Annotated in this window: 13 protein-coding genes; 5 read left to right on the top strand and 8 right to left on the bottom strand. The window is 63.7% G+C overall.

Annotated elements, in window-relative coordinates:
• Positions 1-56 precede the first annotated feature (56 nt).
• Positions 57-1,022: a type II secretion system minor pseudopilin GspK gene (gspK, locus tag APH33_RS16930; protein ID WP_054886249.1), complete on the bottom strand. Its 966-nt coding sequence runs from the start codon at positions 1,020-1,022 to the stop codon at positions 57-59.
• A 145-nt stretch (positions 1,023-1,167) separates the two neighbouring features.
• On the opposite strand from gspK, the gene tatA reads away from it, so the two are divergent.
• The 4 genes from tatA to APH33_RS16910 all read left to right on the top strand — a co-directional run bounded on the left by tatA (position 1,168) and on the right by APH33_RS16910 (position 4,564).
• A complete protein-coding gene (tatA, locus tag APH33_RS16925) occupies positions 1,168-1,401 on the top strand; it encodes a twin-arginine translocase TatA/TatE family subunit (RefSeq protein ID WP_054886248.1) in 234 nt (77 codons plus the stop codon).
• Positions 1,401-1,691 (top strand): Sec-independent protein translocase protein TatB, encoded by a 291-nt coding sequence (gene tatB, locus APH33_RS16920; protein ID WP_054886247.1) that lies wholly within the window; start codon positions 1,401-1,403, stop codon positions 1,689-1,691. Before tatA ends, tatB begins: the two co-directional genes overlap by 1 nt.
• Positions 1,688-2,431, top strand: coding sequence for a twin-arginine translocase subunit TatC (tatC, locus tag APH33_RS16915; RefSeq protein WP_054886246.1), 744 nt, complete (start codon positions 1,688-1,690; stop codon positions 2,429-2,431). The genes tatB and tatC overlap by 4 nt, the downstream gene beginning before the upstream one ends.
• A gap of 84 nt (positions 2,432-2,515) precedes the next feature.
• Positions 2,516-4,564: an HET-C-related protein gene (locus tag APH33_RS16910; protein ID WP_054886245.1), complete on the top strand. Its 2,049-nt coding sequence runs from the start codon at positions 2,516-2,518 to the stop codon at positions 4,562-4,564.
• 66 nt (positions 4,565-4,630) lie between these two features.
• On the opposite strand, the gene APH33_RS16905 is transcribed toward APH33_RS16910, so the two are convergent.
• Positions 4,631-4,942, bottom strand: a complete 312-nt coding sequence (locus APH33_RS16905; RefSeq protein ID WP_054886244.1) for a hypothetical protein — start codon at positions 4,940-4,942, stop codon at positions 4,631-4,633.
• Between the two features lie 3 nt (positions 4,943-4,945).
• The gene (gene purL / locus APH33_RS16900; protein WP_054886243.1) at positions 4,946-8,845 is read right to left on the bottom strand and encodes a phosphoribosylformylglycinamidine synthase; all 3,900 of its coding nucleotides are present in this window, start codon (positions 8,843-8,845) and stop codon (positions 4,946-4,948) included.
• Between the two features lie 302 nt (positions 8,846-9,147).
• Here purL and mltF point away from each other — a divergent pair, with 302 nt between their 5' ends.
• Entirely contained in the window at positions 9,148-10,605 is a 1,458-nt protein-coding gene (gene mltF, locus APH33_RS16895; RefSeq protein ID WP_054886242.1) for a membrane-bound lytic murein transglycosylase MltF, read from the top strand.
• A gap of 98 nt (positions 10,606-10,703) precedes the next feature.
• Here mltF and tadA read toward each other — a convergent pair whose 3' ends face one another.
• From tadA to APH33_RS16870, 5 genes are all read right to left on the bottom strand, one after another.
• Entirely contained in the window at positions 10,704-11,183 is a 480-nt protein-coding gene (gene tadA / locus APH33_RS16890; RefSeq protein WP_054886241.1) for a tRNA adenosine(34) deaminase TadA, read from the bottom strand.
• On the bottom strand, positions 11,183-12,565 hold the full coding sequence (locus tag APH33_RS16885; RefSeq protein WP_054886240.1) for a multicopper oxidase family protein: 1,383 nt from the start codon (positions 12,563-12,565) through the stop codon (positions 11,183-11,185). Before APH33_RS16885 ends, tadA begins: the two co-directional genes overlap by 1 nt.
• 104 nt (positions 12,566-12,669) lie before the next feature.
• Positions 12,670-14,103 carry a M48 family metallopeptidase gene (locus APH33_RS16880; protein ID WP_054886239.1) on the bottom strand — a complete coding sequence of 478 codons (1,434 nt, stop codon included), beginning with the start codon at positions 14,101-14,103 and terminating at the stop codon, positions 12,670-12,672.
• Entirely contained in the window at positions 14,100-14,765 is a 666-nt protein-coding gene (locus APH33_RS16875) for a hypothetical protein (protein ID WP_054886238.1), read from the bottom strand. Before APH33_RS16875 ends, APH33_RS16880 begins: the two co-directional genes overlap by 4 nt.
• The gene (locus tag APH33_RS16870) at positions 14,758-15,417 is read right to left on the bottom strand and encodes a hypothetical protein (RefSeq protein ID WP_054886237.1); all 660 of its coding nucleotides are present in this window, start codon (positions 15,415-15,417) and stop codon (positions 14,758-14,760) included. Before APH33_RS16870 ends, APH33_RS16875 begins: the two co-directional genes overlap by 8 nt.
• Between the last annotated feature and the right edge of the window lie 18 nt (positions 15,418-15,435).

Raw genomic sequence — 15,435 nt, 5'->3', positions numbered from 1 at the left:
CAAGGTCTGCGGGGTTCCTGTGGGAGCGGGCAAGCCCGCGAAGAGGCCGGTACAGGTTACCAAGCCATCGGCTCCCGGCTGCGCACCCGCACTTGTTGCGCCGGCACCCGGGCATGCCACTGCACCACGCCTAACGCCTCCACCTGAAACTCACTGCGCATCACCCTGCCCTGTTCCTCGAACGACAGCTGCAACAGGTAATGCCCACTGTTGAGCAGCAACCCTTCGCTCAACCGCTCGAACGTCTCGTCATCCACCGCCCCCAGCGCCTGGCGCAACGCCGGGGCATCTTCATACCCCGACGCCGGCCGGCCACTGATGATGCGGCCAAGCAACGACCGCGGATAACGCCCCTCATACAGCGCATCGAGCAGCGGCAAGTGCTCCACCCACAAGGCATTGGCATTCAGGCGCCAGCCTGTGGTCTGCGGCAAGGCGCACAGCATCGGGTAGCGACGCTGGCGGGTAGCATCCGGCTCCAGCAGCAGGTTCAGTTCGCTGGTATCGAGCATCGGCTGGTTGGCGGCCAGCCGTGGCGGTTGCTGGCGCAGGTACTGGGCGCTTTCGGCGCCCTGCAGGCGGGCGTCGCTGTCACTGTCGAGCCAGTCGGCCAGCGCATCGACCAGGCGTTCGGCGGCCATGTCATCACCCAGCAGGTGCTTGAGCTGGCGCTCGGCACGCTCGCCATCGGCCCCCAGCAGCGCATTCACATTGAAGCAGGTGTGCTGATCACGCACCCGCAACTGCGCCTGCCCGGCACCGAAATCGTATTTCAGCGGTTGCCCGCGCAAGGCTTGCCAGAACAGCGGGCTGAGCCGCCAGGCAGGGTCACGCAGGGCCTGTTCGGCATACGCCAGGCCGGCCTGTTCCATCGCCCGCACCTGCACCCGCTGGCGCAACAGCTGCACCTCATCCACCTGACGGCGGCCATCCTCTACCAGCCAGGCCATGCCGGCGGCGAGCATGGCCAGCACCACCATCACCATCAGCAGTGCCGCACCCTGCTGTCGCTTGCCGTACATCTGCGCGCATCCTTTTCCTCGATGAAAGCGCCAGTCAACACGCGGGTTGTTGCAGCCAGGTTGCAATGGCCTTGCAGTCATATGGGCGTCATCTGCACGCGGCAGGATTGGCCTTCATTTTCATGGCCTTACAGGAGTGGTCGAAATGGGTGGCATCGGAATCTGGCAACTGGTGATCGTACTGCTGATCGTGTTTTTGCTGTTTGGCACCAAGCGGCTCAAGGGCCTGGGCAGCGATGTCGGTGAAGCGATCCAGGGCTTTCGCAAGTCCATGGGCGGCGACCAGGACGTCAACGCGCCAGGCGCCACTCACATCCAACAGCAGCCACCGGTAACCGCTCAGGCCGCACAGCAGCCGCAAGCGGATCGCCAAGCCTGATGTTCGACATTGGCTTCAGCGAACTCTTGCTGGTAGGTATCGTCGCGCTGTTGGTGCTTGGCCCGGAGCGCCTGCCGGTCGCGGCACGTACCTTGGGCCGCGGGCTGGGCCAGGCACGCCGGGCAATGAACGGTTTGCGTGCACAGATGGAGCGGGAGATCGATATGCCCAGCCTGGACAGCGCCCCCTTGCAACGCCTGGAGCAGGAAATACGCCAGGGCATCAGCCTCAAGGCGGAACCGGCCAATGACAGCGTCTCCGCCACCGTCGCCCGGGAGAACACCCCATGAGCATCGCCGTGGACCCAGCGGCACGCATGCCGTTGACCGAGCACCTGCGTGACCTGCGCAAACGCCTGGTGCGCTGCCTGTTGTTGCTGGCGGTGGTGTTCGCCGGCCTGTTCCCCTTCGCCCAGCAACTTTACACACTGATCTCCGAGCCGCTGCGCCGCTTCCTGCCGGAAGGCGCCAGCATGATCGCCACCAGCGTCACCTCGCCGTTCCTCACGCCATTCAAGCTGACGGCGATGTGTGCGCTGTTCGTCGCCATGCCGCTGTTGCTGCACCAGGCCTGGGGGTTTCTCGCCCCTGGCCTGTACCGCCGCGAGCGGCGCATCGCCCTGCCGTTGCTGGTGTCGAGCATCGTGCTGTTCTATGCCGGCATGGCCTTCGCGTTCTACCTGGTGTTCCCGATGATGTTCGGCTTCTTTGCCAGCGTGACGCCGGACGGCGTGGCGATGATGACCGACATCAGCCAGTACCTGGACTTCATCCTGGCGCTGTTCCTGGCGTTCGGCCTGGCCTTCGAGATCCCGGTGGCGACCTTCATCGTGGTCTGGGTGGGGTTGGCCGATGTGGCCACGTTACGGCACAGCAGGCCCTACGTGATCGTCGGCTGCTTTGTGGTGGGGATGATTCTGACGCCGCCGGATGTGTTTTCACAGACCCTGCTGGCGGTGCCGATGTGGGTGCTGTTCGAGGTGGGGTTACTGGCGTGCGGCGCTGTGCTCAAACATCCCGATACCCCTTGAGCCATGCATGAGAGAAATTCCTGCTGCATTAGCCATCGGCCAACCACTCAGCATGGCCATTCCCAACACTCTGTGAGAATGGCCATGACCACCGAAAACAGCGATAGCACCTCGACGCTCGTCAGCACCTACGCACTGGACCAGTTGAAGCGGTTCGCAGCGTCATCCAGCGAGCTTCTGTTTGCTCAGACGCTACTGCCCGTATTCGCCGCCAATACCCCCGTCGCATCGTTGCGCAGGCTCAAAGAGGCGCTCATGTCCGGAACCCTGGCCAACCCTGGGTATCGCGTGGCGAATCTCGAGGCGGCGATTACCACCTACGACAGTGAAACCCGCACTATCGTGGTCGATCGCACAACAGTTGAACAGGCACTGGAGCAAGCCGACGGCACACCGGCGTTGCTCATTGCACTGATCGAAGGGTTTGGCTTGCACATAGACGCAGTCCTGCGCGAGGACTTTGAGGAACTGGAGGGTGCCGAGCCCGCCATGGAAGAGGTCCAGCCCGAATTTGCGAGTCGTTATGCAGCCATAATGACCTACTTCGACCGTGTTCCTGAAAACGGAGAAACGTTTGCCAATTACACCAGCGCTCAGTACGACGGCCCCCTTTCGCTGACGCTGCCGCCGCTTGAGGACGCTCCGGCACCACCTGAGCAAGCACGGCGCCGCAAGCGCTTCGCCGCTGAAGCGGAAGACCTTGAGTCGCATGCACACGAGACCATAGGCAAAACGGCCCTGACCCGCGTCGGCTTCAACGACGACCAGTGCCTGGCCATCTACTTCGGTAACTGGCTGCGCGATTACTCACAGCTTATCGATCCCAAGGTCATTCGCAGGCCCGAAGCGACACCCAAATTCCCCGCCCTGTTCACCCGGCAGGCACTGACCATGCTGGTCGACTGGATGGCACTGAAGAAGTTTCACAGTTTGCAAACCGACCCCCAAGGCCGCCAGGACTACACCGTCACACCTGAACTGCTCGGGGTTTACCGGCCTTCGCAACATATCGACAACCCGATCAACCTCGACGAAGATCCCCTCGATCCTCGTACCGTCGATGCAGAATTCGAGCCGCTGGTGTTTCGCGACGACCCGCTCAACAGCATCGACCCCGAGCATTGGACCATGAGCTACTTCAAGCCGGGGGTCAGCTACATGATGGACAGGCTGGATGCCGCAAAAACAGCGGGCATGACAGCCACTGGCATGCGTAACCTCGGTGAAGCACTGCATGTGCTCGAAGATTTGTTCGCCCATTCCAACTATGCCGAGCTGTGTTTGCGCAAAGCAGGGTATGCAGACGTTGCCACGTGGTCAGTCGACCTCATCGGCGCCAGGCACCCATGCCCGGTGGTAACCGGCCGATTCAGTGGGCTCGACGTCATTGGCAGCCTGGCCGAACCCTTGGCGAGAATACTCTTCCCCACCGAATCCCTTGCCTTCCGGCCAATAGATGAACATGAGCGCAGCGAAAACGAGCGGGCGCTGTTGATTTTGCTCGATGACACCAATGTTCCTGAAATCGCGCAAGCCTTCAAGTTCACCCTTGACCAACGTGACATCGCCGCGAAAAACCCGTTGTTCAACCAGGTACGAGCGGCCCTTTGGGTCCGCGACCTGCCACTCAATGCCATCAGTTATGCCAAGAATTGGCTCATGCAGAAGTTGGCGTCATGGGCAGGCGACCAGATGGGTACACTCCAGGTTGCGCTGGACAGTGACCCGAATGTCGATGAAAGCGCAATCGTCACCCACTCTCAGCTTGCCAAGGACCATGCGACCCATCCGCTGCATGACTTGGCTGCCCTGCTGGCGCACGACGCCGTCGAGCGAGTGGCAAGAGCGGTGAAGGAGTCCTGGGACGGGAACAACCAAAGGGTCCCTTCACATCTGGCAAGCAGTTACTTCGTTCACCCCAATGACACCGGTTGGCACGACTCGATAGTCAAGCAGTGGGCGCAAGCCAATCCGGACAAGATCGAGGAGGCCTGCAGCCCGACCCGCCTCATGCAGCGCCGTAGAGAAGAGCTTGAAGCTTCGCTCAGGCGTCTGCAATCGCTGGGTAATGATGACAACTACACGGTCATCAAATACTCCGAGACCCTCAGAACGCTTCTGCCCATCTCATAAACATTCAACCGCATGCCCAAAAAGCAAAAGGCCCTGACTGGATACTGTCAGGGCCTTTGCGGGGGTTCAGAAATCAGCTAACAAATACACCTCGTACGCGGGCGTCTCATACGGGTGAGCGTGCCTTAACGCAGCGACCACCGGGACGATCAGCTCGTCGGCGACCACCATCTCTACCTTCCATTCTTCGACAACCTCTACCCGCCCGGTTTGCCCGAGGAACGGCTGGCTGCCGTCCAACGGGCGAAACTGGCCCTGGCCAAGGGTTTGCCAGGCGCAGTGATCGTAGCCGCCGATTCGCCCGCCACCGGCGGCGAACACGGCGGCCTTGACCGCTTCAACGTGGCTGGCCGGGACGAAGAAGGCGAGCTTGTACACGCCTTAGTTCACCCACACCCGTGCATTGCGGAACATACGCATCAGCGCGGCGTCTTCCTGCCACTCATCCGGGCGCCAGGAGTTCTGCACGGCGCGGAACATACGCTCTGGGTGCGGCATCATGATGGTCACACGGCCGTCGCGGCTGGTCAGGCCGGTGATACCACGCGGCGAGCCGTTCGGGTTGGCCGGGTAGGCTTCGGTGACCTTGCCGTGGTTGTCGACGTAGCGCAGCGCCACGCAGCCGGAAACGTCGGCTGCCAGCAGTGCCTCTTCGCTGGCGAACTCGGCATGGCCTTCACCATGAGCGATGGCGATCGGCATGCGCGAACCGGCCATGCCCTGCAGGAAGATCGAGTTGGACTTCTGCACCTCGACCATGGCCACGCGCGCCTCGAACTGCTCCGAGCGGTTGCGCACGAAGTGCGGCCAGTGCTCGGTGCCCGGGATCAGCTCGTGCAGGTTGGACATCATCTGGCAACCGTTGCACACGCCCAGGGCGAAGCTGTCGCTACGCTCGAAGAAGGCCTGGAAGGCATCGCGGGCGCGGCTGTTGAACAGCGCCGACTTGGCCCAGCCCTCACCAGCACCGAGCACGTCGCCGTAGGAGAAGCCACCGCAGGCGACCAGGCCCTTGAAGGCTTCGAAGTCGACCCGGCCAGCGAGGATGTCGCTCATGTGCACGTCGATCGCAGCAAAGCCTGCGCGGTCGAAGGCGGCAGCCATCTCGACCTGGCCGTTGACGCCCTGCTCGCGCAGGATCGCCACTTGCGGGCGCACGCCCTTCTTGATGTAGGGCGCGGCAACGTCGTCGTTGACGTCGTAGCCCAGCTTGACCGACAGGCCAGGGTTGTCTTCCTCCAGCAGCAGGTCGAATTCCTGGTCGGCGCAGTCGGCGTTGTCGCGCAGGCGCTGGATCTGATAGCTGGTTTCAGCCCACTGGCGCTGCAGCATGCGCCGATCGTCGTCGAACAGCACTTCACCATTGAGGCTGATGGAGACTTCGCCGTTGTTGATCGGCTTGCCGATCACTGCGACGCACTCTTCGCCCAGGCCTGCAGCGCTGAACTGTGCCAGTACGTCCGGGGTGGCATCCTGGCGAACCTGGATGACCGCACCCAGCTCTTCGTTGAAGAGGATCGCGGCCACATCGGCCTTGCTGTCGGTCAGCGGGTCGAGTTGCAGGTCAAGGCCGCAATGGCCGGCGAAGGCCATTTCCAGCACGGTGGTCAGCAGGCCGCCGTCGGAACGGTCGTGGTAGGCCAGCAGGTGGCCGTCGGCGTTCAGGCCCTGGATCACGGCGAAGAACGCCTTGAGGTCTTCGGCGTCGTCGACGTCCGGTGCCTGGGCAGCGATCTTGCCGTAGGTCTGGGCCAGGATCGAGGCGCCCATGCGGTTCTTGCCGCGGCCCAGGTCGATCAGGATCAGGTCGGTCTCGCCCTTGTCCATGCGCAGTTGCGGGGTCAGGGTCTGGCGGATGTCGGTGACCGGGGCGAAGCCGGTGATGATCAGCGACATCGGCGAGGTGACGCTCTTCTCGACGCCCTCTTCGCTCCACTTGGTCTTCATCGACATCGAGTCTTTGCCGACCGGAATGGTGATGCCCAGCTCCGGGCACAGCTCCATGCCGACAGCCTTGACGGTGTCGTACAGGCGCGCGTCTTCACCTGGGTGGCCAGCGGCGGACATCCAGTTGGCCGACAGTTTGATGTCGGACAGCTTTTCAATGCGCGCAGCAGCCAGGTTGGTGATGGTCTCGCCGATTGCCATGCGCCCGGAAGCCGGGGCATCCAGCAGCGCCAGCGGGGTGCGCTCGCCCATGGCCATGGCTTCGCCGGTGTAGACGTCGAAGCTGGTGGCGGTGACCGCGCAGTCGGCTACCGGGACCTGCCACGGGCCGACCATCTGGTCGCGGGCAACCAGGCCGGTGATGGTGCGGTCGCCGATGGTGATCAGGAAGCTCTTGCTGGCCACGGCCGGGTGGCTGAGCACGCGCTGCACGGCAGCGTCCAGGTCCAGCTGGCTCGGGTCGAAATCATCGCCCAGTTCGGCTTCGCGGGTGACCGAGCGGTGCATGCGCGGCGGCTTGCCCAGCAGCACGTCGAGCGGCATGTCCACCGGGGTGTTGCCGAAGTGGCTGTCGCTGACGGTCAGGTGCGGCTCTTCAGTCGCTTCACCGACGACGGCGAACGGGCAACGCTCACGTTCGCAGATGGCCTGGAAGCGCTCGAAATCGACGGCGCTGACGGCCAGCACATAACGCTCTTGCGATTCGTTGCTCCAGATTTCGTGCGGGGCCATGCCCGGCTCGTCGTTGGGCACGTTGCGCAGTTCGAAGCGGCCGCCACGGCCACCGTCGTTGACCAGTTCAGGGAAGGCGTTGGAAATGCCACCGGCGCCCACGTCGTGGATGAAGGCGATCGGGTTCTTGTCGCCCAGCTGCCAGCAGCGGTCGATGACTTCCTGGCAACGGCGCTCCATTTCAGGGTTTTCGCGCTGCACCGAGGCGAAGTCCAGGTCTGCCGAGCTGGCACCGGTGGCCACCGACGAGGCGGCGCCGCCACCCAGGCCGATCAGCATGGCCGGGCCACCGAGCACGATCAGCTTGGCGCCGACGGTGATCTCGCCTTTCTGTACGTGGCCTTCACGGATGTTGCCCATGCCGCCGGCAAGCATGATCGGCTTGTGGTAGCCGCGCACTTCCTCGCCGTGCGGGGTGTCGATGGCTTGCTCGAAGGTACGGAAGTAGCCGGTCAGGGCCGGGCGACCGAATTCGTTGTTGAACGCGGCACCGCCCAGCGGGCCTTCGATCATGATGTCGAGGGCGTCGACGATGCGCTCAGGTTTGCCGTAGGCCTGCTCCCATGGCTGTTCAAAGCCCGGGATGCGCAGGTTGGACACGGTGAAGCCGGTCAGGCCGGCCTTTGGCTTGGCGCCACGGCCGGTCGCGCCTTCGTCGCGGATCTCGCCGCCGGAACCGGTGGAAGCGCCGGAGAACGGGGCGATGGCCGTCGGGTGGTTGTGCGTCTCGACCTTCATCAGGATGTGCACCGGCTCCTGCACCGCGCCATACTGGCGGGTTTCAGGGTTCGGGAAGAAGCGGCCGGCAACGCTGCCGACGATCACCGAGGCGTTGTCCTTGTAAGCCGACAGAACGCCTTCGTTGTGCATCTGGTAGGTGTTCTTGATCATGCCGAACAGGCTCTTTTCCTGAGCCTGGCCGTCGATGTCCCAACTGGCGTTGAAGATCTTGTGGCGGCAGTGCTCGGAGTTGGCCTGGGCGAACATCATCAGTTCGATGTCGTTCGGGTTGCGCTTGAGCCCCTGGAAGGCGTTGACCAGGTAGTCGATCTCGTCTTCGGCCAGGGCCAGGCCCAGGTCGATGTTGGCCTGGGCCAGGGCTGCGCGACCACCGCCGAGGATGTCGACCGAGGTCATCGGCTTGGGCTGGGCGTGGCTGAACAGGTCGGCTGCCTGCTCCAGCTTGGCCAGCACGCGCTGGGTCATGCGGTCGTGCAGTTCGGCGGCGATCAGCCCGGCATCGGCCTCGCTCAGGTCGCCAGCCACGTAGTAGGCGATGCCGCGCTCCAGGCGCTGGATCGACTGCAGGCCGCAATTATGGGCGATGTCGCTGGCCTTGCTGGCCCAGGGCGAGATGGTGCCCAGGCGCGGCACGACCAGGAACAGGCGGCCTGTCGGCTCCTGTACCGGCACGCTCGGGCCGTATTTGAGCAGACGGCCCAGCACCTGCTGCTGGTCGGCGGTCAGCTCGCCGTCAACGTCGGCGAAGTGGGCAAATTCGGCATACAAACCAGTAACAGCGGGGACTTTCTGGCTCAGTTGCTCGAGTAATTTACCGTGGCGAAAGGCAGAAAGGGCAGGAGCGCCGCGCAGGATCAACATCGTCGGGACAGCCTCAGGAAGGGGTGTGCTTAGAGGCCGTGCATTCTAGCCTAATTCGATGGCTTTCGGCACCCGCTCTAAGCCATGGCTGCCGGGCGGCTGAACCGGACTTCGGGGTCAGATTTTGCGGCGCTTGCGGGGGGCCTGCTGGGTGCTTGTCAGCTGCCTGCCGGGTGCCTGCCTTCTGATGTCTGGCGCCTGGTGGCCTTGATGCAATCCCACCCCACCACACAACCCGCTACCAGACAAGCTATCTGTTGTCGAGATATGGCTGTGCCGGTCCTTTGCGTATACTGCAACCTATGTTCGCCCACACTGCTTTGCGCCAGCGTTGCGCCAGATGGCTAATCGCAACCGGACTCTTTCTGCTGCTCGGTGCCTGCGTTGAAAAACCCAGCACCCTGGAGCGCGTGAAGGAGGACGGCGTGCTGCGCGTCATTACCCGCAACAGCCCGGCTACCTACTTCCAGGATCGCAACGGCGAAACCGGCTTCGAGTACGAACTGGTCCAGCATTTCGCCGACGACCTCGGCGTCAAGCTGCAGATCGAGACCGCCGACAACCTCGACGAACTCTACGATTCGCTCGGCAAACCCTCCGGCCCGGTGCTGGCGGCTGCCGGCCTGGTCAGCAGCGACCGGCGCAAGGCCCAGGTCAGGTACTCGCACCCTTACCTGGAAGTGACCCCGCAGGTCATCTACCGCAACGGCCGCCCGCGCCCCACCGACGCCAAGGGCCTGGTCGGCAAGAAGATCATGGTGCTCAAGGGCAGTAGCCATGCCGACCAGCTGGCCGAACTGAAAAAACAGTATCCGGGCCTGGACTACGAAGAATCCGACGCCGTCGAAGTGGTCGACCTGCTGCGCATGGTCGACGAAGGGCAGATCGACCTGACCCTGGTCGACTCCAATGAACTGGCGATGAACCAGGTGTACTTCCCCAACGTGCGGGTCGCCTTCGACCTGGGCGACACCCGCGACCAGCGCTGGGCGGTGGCGGCAGGTGATGACAACAGCTTGCTCAACGAGATCAACGAATTCCTCGACAAGGCGCAGAAGAACGGCACCCTGCAGCGCCTGAAAGACCGTTACTACGGCCATGTCGACGTGCTCGGCTACGTCGGCGCCTACACCTTCGCTCAGCACCTGCAGCAACGCCTGCCCAAGTACGAGAAACACTTCAAGAGCTACGCCAAGGTCGAACAGGTCGATTGGCGCCTGCTGGCCGCGATCGGCTACCAGGAATCGATGTGGCAGCCTGAAGTCACTTCCAAGACTGGTGTACGCGGCCTGATGATGCTGACCCAGCGCACGGCCCAGGCCATGGGCGTGTCCAACCGCCTGGACCCGAAGCAGAGCATCCAGGGTGGCGCCAAGTACTTCATGAAGATCAAGGAAGAACTCGACGACAGCATCCAGGAACCGGACCGCACCTGGTTCGCCCTGGCCGCCTACAACATCGGCACCGGCCACCTGGAAGACGCCCGCACCCTGGCCAAGCGCGAGAAGCTCAACCCGAACAAGTGGCTGGACGTGAAGAAGATGCTGCCGCGCCTGTCGCAGAAGCAGTGGTACCGGCAGACCAAGTATGGTTATGCCCGCGGTGGCGAGCCGGTGCACTTCGTCGCCAACATCCGCCGTTACTACGACATCCTCACCTGGGTGACCCAGCCGCAGCTTGAAGGCCAGGTGGCCGAAGGCAACCTGCATGTGCCCGGCGTGAACAAGGACAAGCCGGCGGATCAGTCGCCGCCAATGTAAGCCTGCCCCGGCCCCTTCGCGGGTAAACCCGCTCCAGCAGGTACACCACCGGCCTGAGGCGAGTGATGTTGGTGTGCCCGCGAAGAGGCCGGAACAGGCTAGCTCTTGGCTCGGCGGGCCTTGAAGAAGTCGCTGAGGATCTGCCCGCACTCCCGCGCCAGCACCCCGCCCTCCACCATCACCCGATGGTTGAGAAAGCCCTGCCCGAAGAACTGCCCCTGGCTCTGCACGATGCCCGCCTTGGGCTCCAGTGCGCCATACACCACCCTCATCACCCGTGAATGCACGATCAGCCCCGCGCACATGCTGCACGGCTCCAGGGTCACGTACAGCGTGCTGCCCGGCAGCCGGTAGTTACAGGCCGCCTTCGCAGCGGCGCGGATGGCGACCATTTCGGCATGGGCGCTGGGGTCGCTGTCGACGATCGGCCGGTTGAAGCCCTGGCCGATCACCTGCCCATGCTGCACCAGCACCGCGCCCACCGGCACCTCGCCCATGGCCGCGCCCTCGGCGGCCAAGGCCAGTGCCAGGCGCATGAATTCCTGATCGCGGCTGCGGTCGATGATCTGCGGACGCATCAAACCACCGCAATCGCGGCCATCAGGCCGGTTTCCATGTGGTCGATGACATGGCAGTGGAACATCCAGGTGCCTGGGTTATCCGCCACCAGTGCGACCTGGGCACGTTCGTTCTTGCCCAACAGATAGGTGTCGGTGAAGTAAGGCTCGGGGATTTGCCGGCGATTGGAGCCGATCACCTTGAAACTCATGCCGTGCAGATGCACCGGGTGCTGGTACTGGGTCATGTTCTTCAGCTCGAATATGTAGCTCTTGCCCTTCTTCAGCGTGGCGATCGGCCGGTCAGCGCAGGTCTTGTCGGTGATGTCCCAGGCCTGGCCGTTGATCTGCCACATGCTCGACGGTTTGTCTGGATTACTGTCAACTGAGACGCTCGCCGCCCATTCGAAATTGAAGTTGAGCTTCTCGGCATTCTCCAGGTCCGGCTCGGCGATAGGGTTTGCCGGCAGTGCCTTGGGCCATTCGCCGGGTACTTCGGTACTGGCCACCGAACGCAAGGTCCCCAGGCGCACGAAACCGTCGCGCAGGGAAACTTCCTCACCCGCTTCGGGGATGCGGATGGCCAGGCAGATGCGCATGCCAGGGCCGAGCCAGTACTCGTCCTCCAGTGGCCGTGGAGTCACCGGGTTGCCGTCGAGGGCATAGATTTTCGCTTCGCAGTTGCCCTTGAGATTGAGGCGGTAGGTCCAGGTGTTGTCCAGGTTCAGCACGCGCACGCGTACCACCTGCCCGGCCGGCAACTCCGTGACCGCGTCGGGCTGGCCATTGATGGTGATCAGTCGCCCGGCAGTGCCGTTGCGTGCGGCCTCGCGGGGGATGCTGAAGGGTAGCCAGCCGCCCTGCTCGTCGACGTGCCAGTTCTTCAGGCTGAGGGTGCGTTCGTGCCTGAACCCGGTCGGCTCGCGCTCCTCGACGATCAGGGGACCGACCAGACCGCGCCCAAGCTCTTCGGAACTGCTGACGTGGGGGTGGTACCAAAAGCTGCCGGCATCCGGCACGCGGAACTTGTAGTCGAAGTACTCGCCCGGCTTGACCGGCAACTGCGACACATAGGGCACGCCGTCCATTTCCAGCGGCAGGCGGATGCCGTGCCAATGGATAGTGGTTTCCACCGGCAGGTGGTTGATGAAGCGCACCCGCAGCCAAGTGCCCTGGCGCACCCGCAGCTCGGTACCCGGCGCCGAAGGGCCGAAGGCCCAGGCCTCAGTCTTGAAACCCGGCACCAGCTCGACGTCCAGCGGTGCGGCGATCAGTTCGTAGTCATGCCCGGCGTTATCGTCCTCGACCTTGCCCAGCCAGTAACGCGCCGCGCCACCGGCGCCCAGGCCAACCACAACCAGGCCGGTCAGGCCTTTGAGCATTTGTCGACGGGTGAAGGACATCGGTGCGGGTACCTCGCGTTCTGCGCAATCAAGCTGCCAGCATGGCTGACGATGAAGGGCGAATACGATACACCTGCAAATGGGAAATATTAAGTGAAGTCTCTCTATACCCTGATGGCAGGAGCCCCGCAGAGCTGGTTGAACCAGTGCCGGTCATGCTCAGAGGGGGCGCGCATGGCGGCCTGCAGCAGCGCGGCGTCAAGCATCACGTCCAGATTGTCGAGGCGCGCGGCAATCGGCGGGTGCGTGTCGAAGGGATGGGGCATGGTCAGCCCGAGCACGTCTTCGTCCAGGTGCAACGGGGTGCGCTGCAGGGACTGGGTCAGCGCCGCAAGCAGCCCTTCGCCGCCGCGCTCGAGCAACAAGGCATCGACCACCCTGCCCACGGCGATTGCCCGCAACAACGCTTGCACGAACAGCTTCGGGCCATTCACTTGCGCCCCTGCCCGATCAGCCAGCAACTCCTGCGCGCGCCCCCAGTGGTGAACCGCGATCTGGAAGTGGTGCAAGAACTGCCCGGCCATCCACACCACTGGCCGGGCCACCCAGTCGACGGCCCGCTCGGCGTCGACGATGGCCGAGAACTGCGCGCACATCAAGCTGAAGCGCGCATTGATTTCACTGCCCTGCTCCGTGTCGCGGCTACGGAAATGGCCGAGCTCATGACCAATCAGCGCGGCGGTCTCCTGCTGGCTCAGGACACCAAGACATGGCAATGACAGGTACAAGGTTCGCCCGCTGAGCACCGCGTGGTCGGGCTGCAGCACAATCGGCACGCTGGTGACGAAAAAGCCCTGGTCGATGCCGACCACGATATGGTCCGGCACTGGCGCGTGCAACTGCGCAGCCAGGCCTTCGACCCACTGCCACAGCGCCGGAGCCCCCTGTCGCTCAAGCTCCCGGCCGAGAAAGCTCGCGTTCGACAGCCCCGTCTGCGGCCACTGCTGGCGCATTTGCCAGAGGGTACGCAGGCAGACGACCAGCACCGAGGCCAACGGCAGCACCACGACCAGCACGGTCAAGCCACCCTGCGCAGCATGGCTCAAGCCGGCGCTGGTTTCATAGAGCAGTACAAGGCACAGCGAGCCTGCGAGCAGGCCCATGTAAGCGCTCAGCCAACGCCCCAGCACCCGCCAGCTGGCCGCCATGCGCTGATGCAGGTAATGCGCCGAACGCAACGCGCGCCAGGCGTCGACCCTGAGCCTGAGCCAGGCGCCAATGCCGGCGACCAACGCGCCAAGTGCCAGCCAGCCGCCGACGCTGGCCATCCACTTGCGCATGCTCAACCAATGACGGTCGTTGTCGAGTTCGTCCAGCTGCCGCTGCAGCACCTCGCGCGTGTCGACGCGCCCGGCAAACTGCTTGCGTGCGGCCCAAGGCAGCGCCTGCAGCAGGGTATCGCTGGGTGCTGCCAGCCATTGCCGGGTGATGTGCGCCTGCTCTTGCGCCGTCTCGGCCCGCCAGTGCTGCACAGTGGCCCAGCCGAACAACGCCAGCGGCAAGAGCAGCATGACCAGCCCCCAACCCAGGCGTTTCATGGGGCCTTTACCCCCACGCGTGCCACGCCCGGAAACAGCTGTGCCAGGGTGTGCCTGGCCTGCGCGGCCTGCAGGTACGCATAGAGCAGGTCCACCAGCGCCTGCAGGTCAAGGCGACGCCCGTTCACTACCGGTGTGCACAGCCACAAACGCACGCGCAAGCCACCGGCTACAGTGATTGCGTCAGGCGAGGCCAGCCCTTTGAAACTGGTCGGAAGCAGCGCGGGGGCGAGGCTGGAGGCCGCCATCGTGAAAATCAGGCGGGTGCTGAAATAACCCTGCTCGACTTCGAAGCCGTCGAACGCATGCAGAGGCGTCGGTGCCTGGGCATTGGCAAAGCACAGGGTATCGGGTGTCACGCTCAATACCCGCTTGTCCTGCCGGCGGTACAGCGCGGCGGCGCAGGTCAGAGCGGCCAGGCCCACAGCGACCAGGCCAAGGCCGCAGCCCGAAAGCAGCCACAGCACGCCACCGCTGGCCTGAGGGCCAAACAGCAACGCCAGCCAGACCAGCCAGGCGCCCAGGGCGCAGAGCAACAGAGCGGTCATGGCGCACGCCAGCACCTTGCCATACGAACGCTCCAGCAGATCGAAGCTGTCGTGGGGGCCGTCGGCCTGTGCCTGCAGGTACGCCAGATGCGCTTCGCACTCGGCGTTATCCATCTGCCTGCATCAGCTCCAGTTGCCGCTGCGCGTGGGCCGCATCACGGTAGGCCGCCAGCATTGCGAGCACTTCCTCGTTGTCCAGCTTGCGACCATTACAGGCCAGGCCAGCGGACATGATACGGATTTGCGGTCGTGGTTTTTTCAGTGCCATCGCCTGATTGCCGAAGAACTGCAGCTTGACCACACGATGCTTCGGCAGCGCGGCTTCGCTGCTCATTTCCAGCGTCTGTACCATCACCAAGCCTTCATCCTTGACCGCGATGTCCTCGACTTCGGCCATATCGACCGGGGCATCCAGCGTATCGACGAACAGCTGTCGGCGAGTCAGGCGCATGAACACCTGGGTGCCGGCGTTGCGGTGCTGCCAGGTCACCGCGGCGGCAATGCAGACGATGAACACACCCGCGGCGACCGCCCCCATGCGTTGCAGATTGAAGGTGACGCCCAGAAGGATCAGGGCGCCCACCAGGAATATCGGCCCCCAGACCTTGTAACGGCGGGAATTGGTGAACTCGCTTTGCGGTGGCACGCGCTCGATCACCTGCTTGAGTTCGGCGATGACCCGGTCGCGCTGGGCAGCACGGGATTGCTCATAGTCTTCGCCGAGCGAGCCGGAGAGCTCTGCGAGCGGATCGGTAGGTTTATCCATGATCAATCTTCCCCCCTG

This window comes from Pseudomonas sp. NBRC 111130 (assembly GCF_001320485.1).
Taxonomy (GTDB): Bacteria; Pseudomonadota; Gammaproteobacteria; order Pseudomonadales; family Pseudomonadaceae; genus Aquipseudomonas; species Aquipseudomonas vlassakiae.
This window is presented reverse-complemented; position numbering and strand designations above follow the sequence as displayed.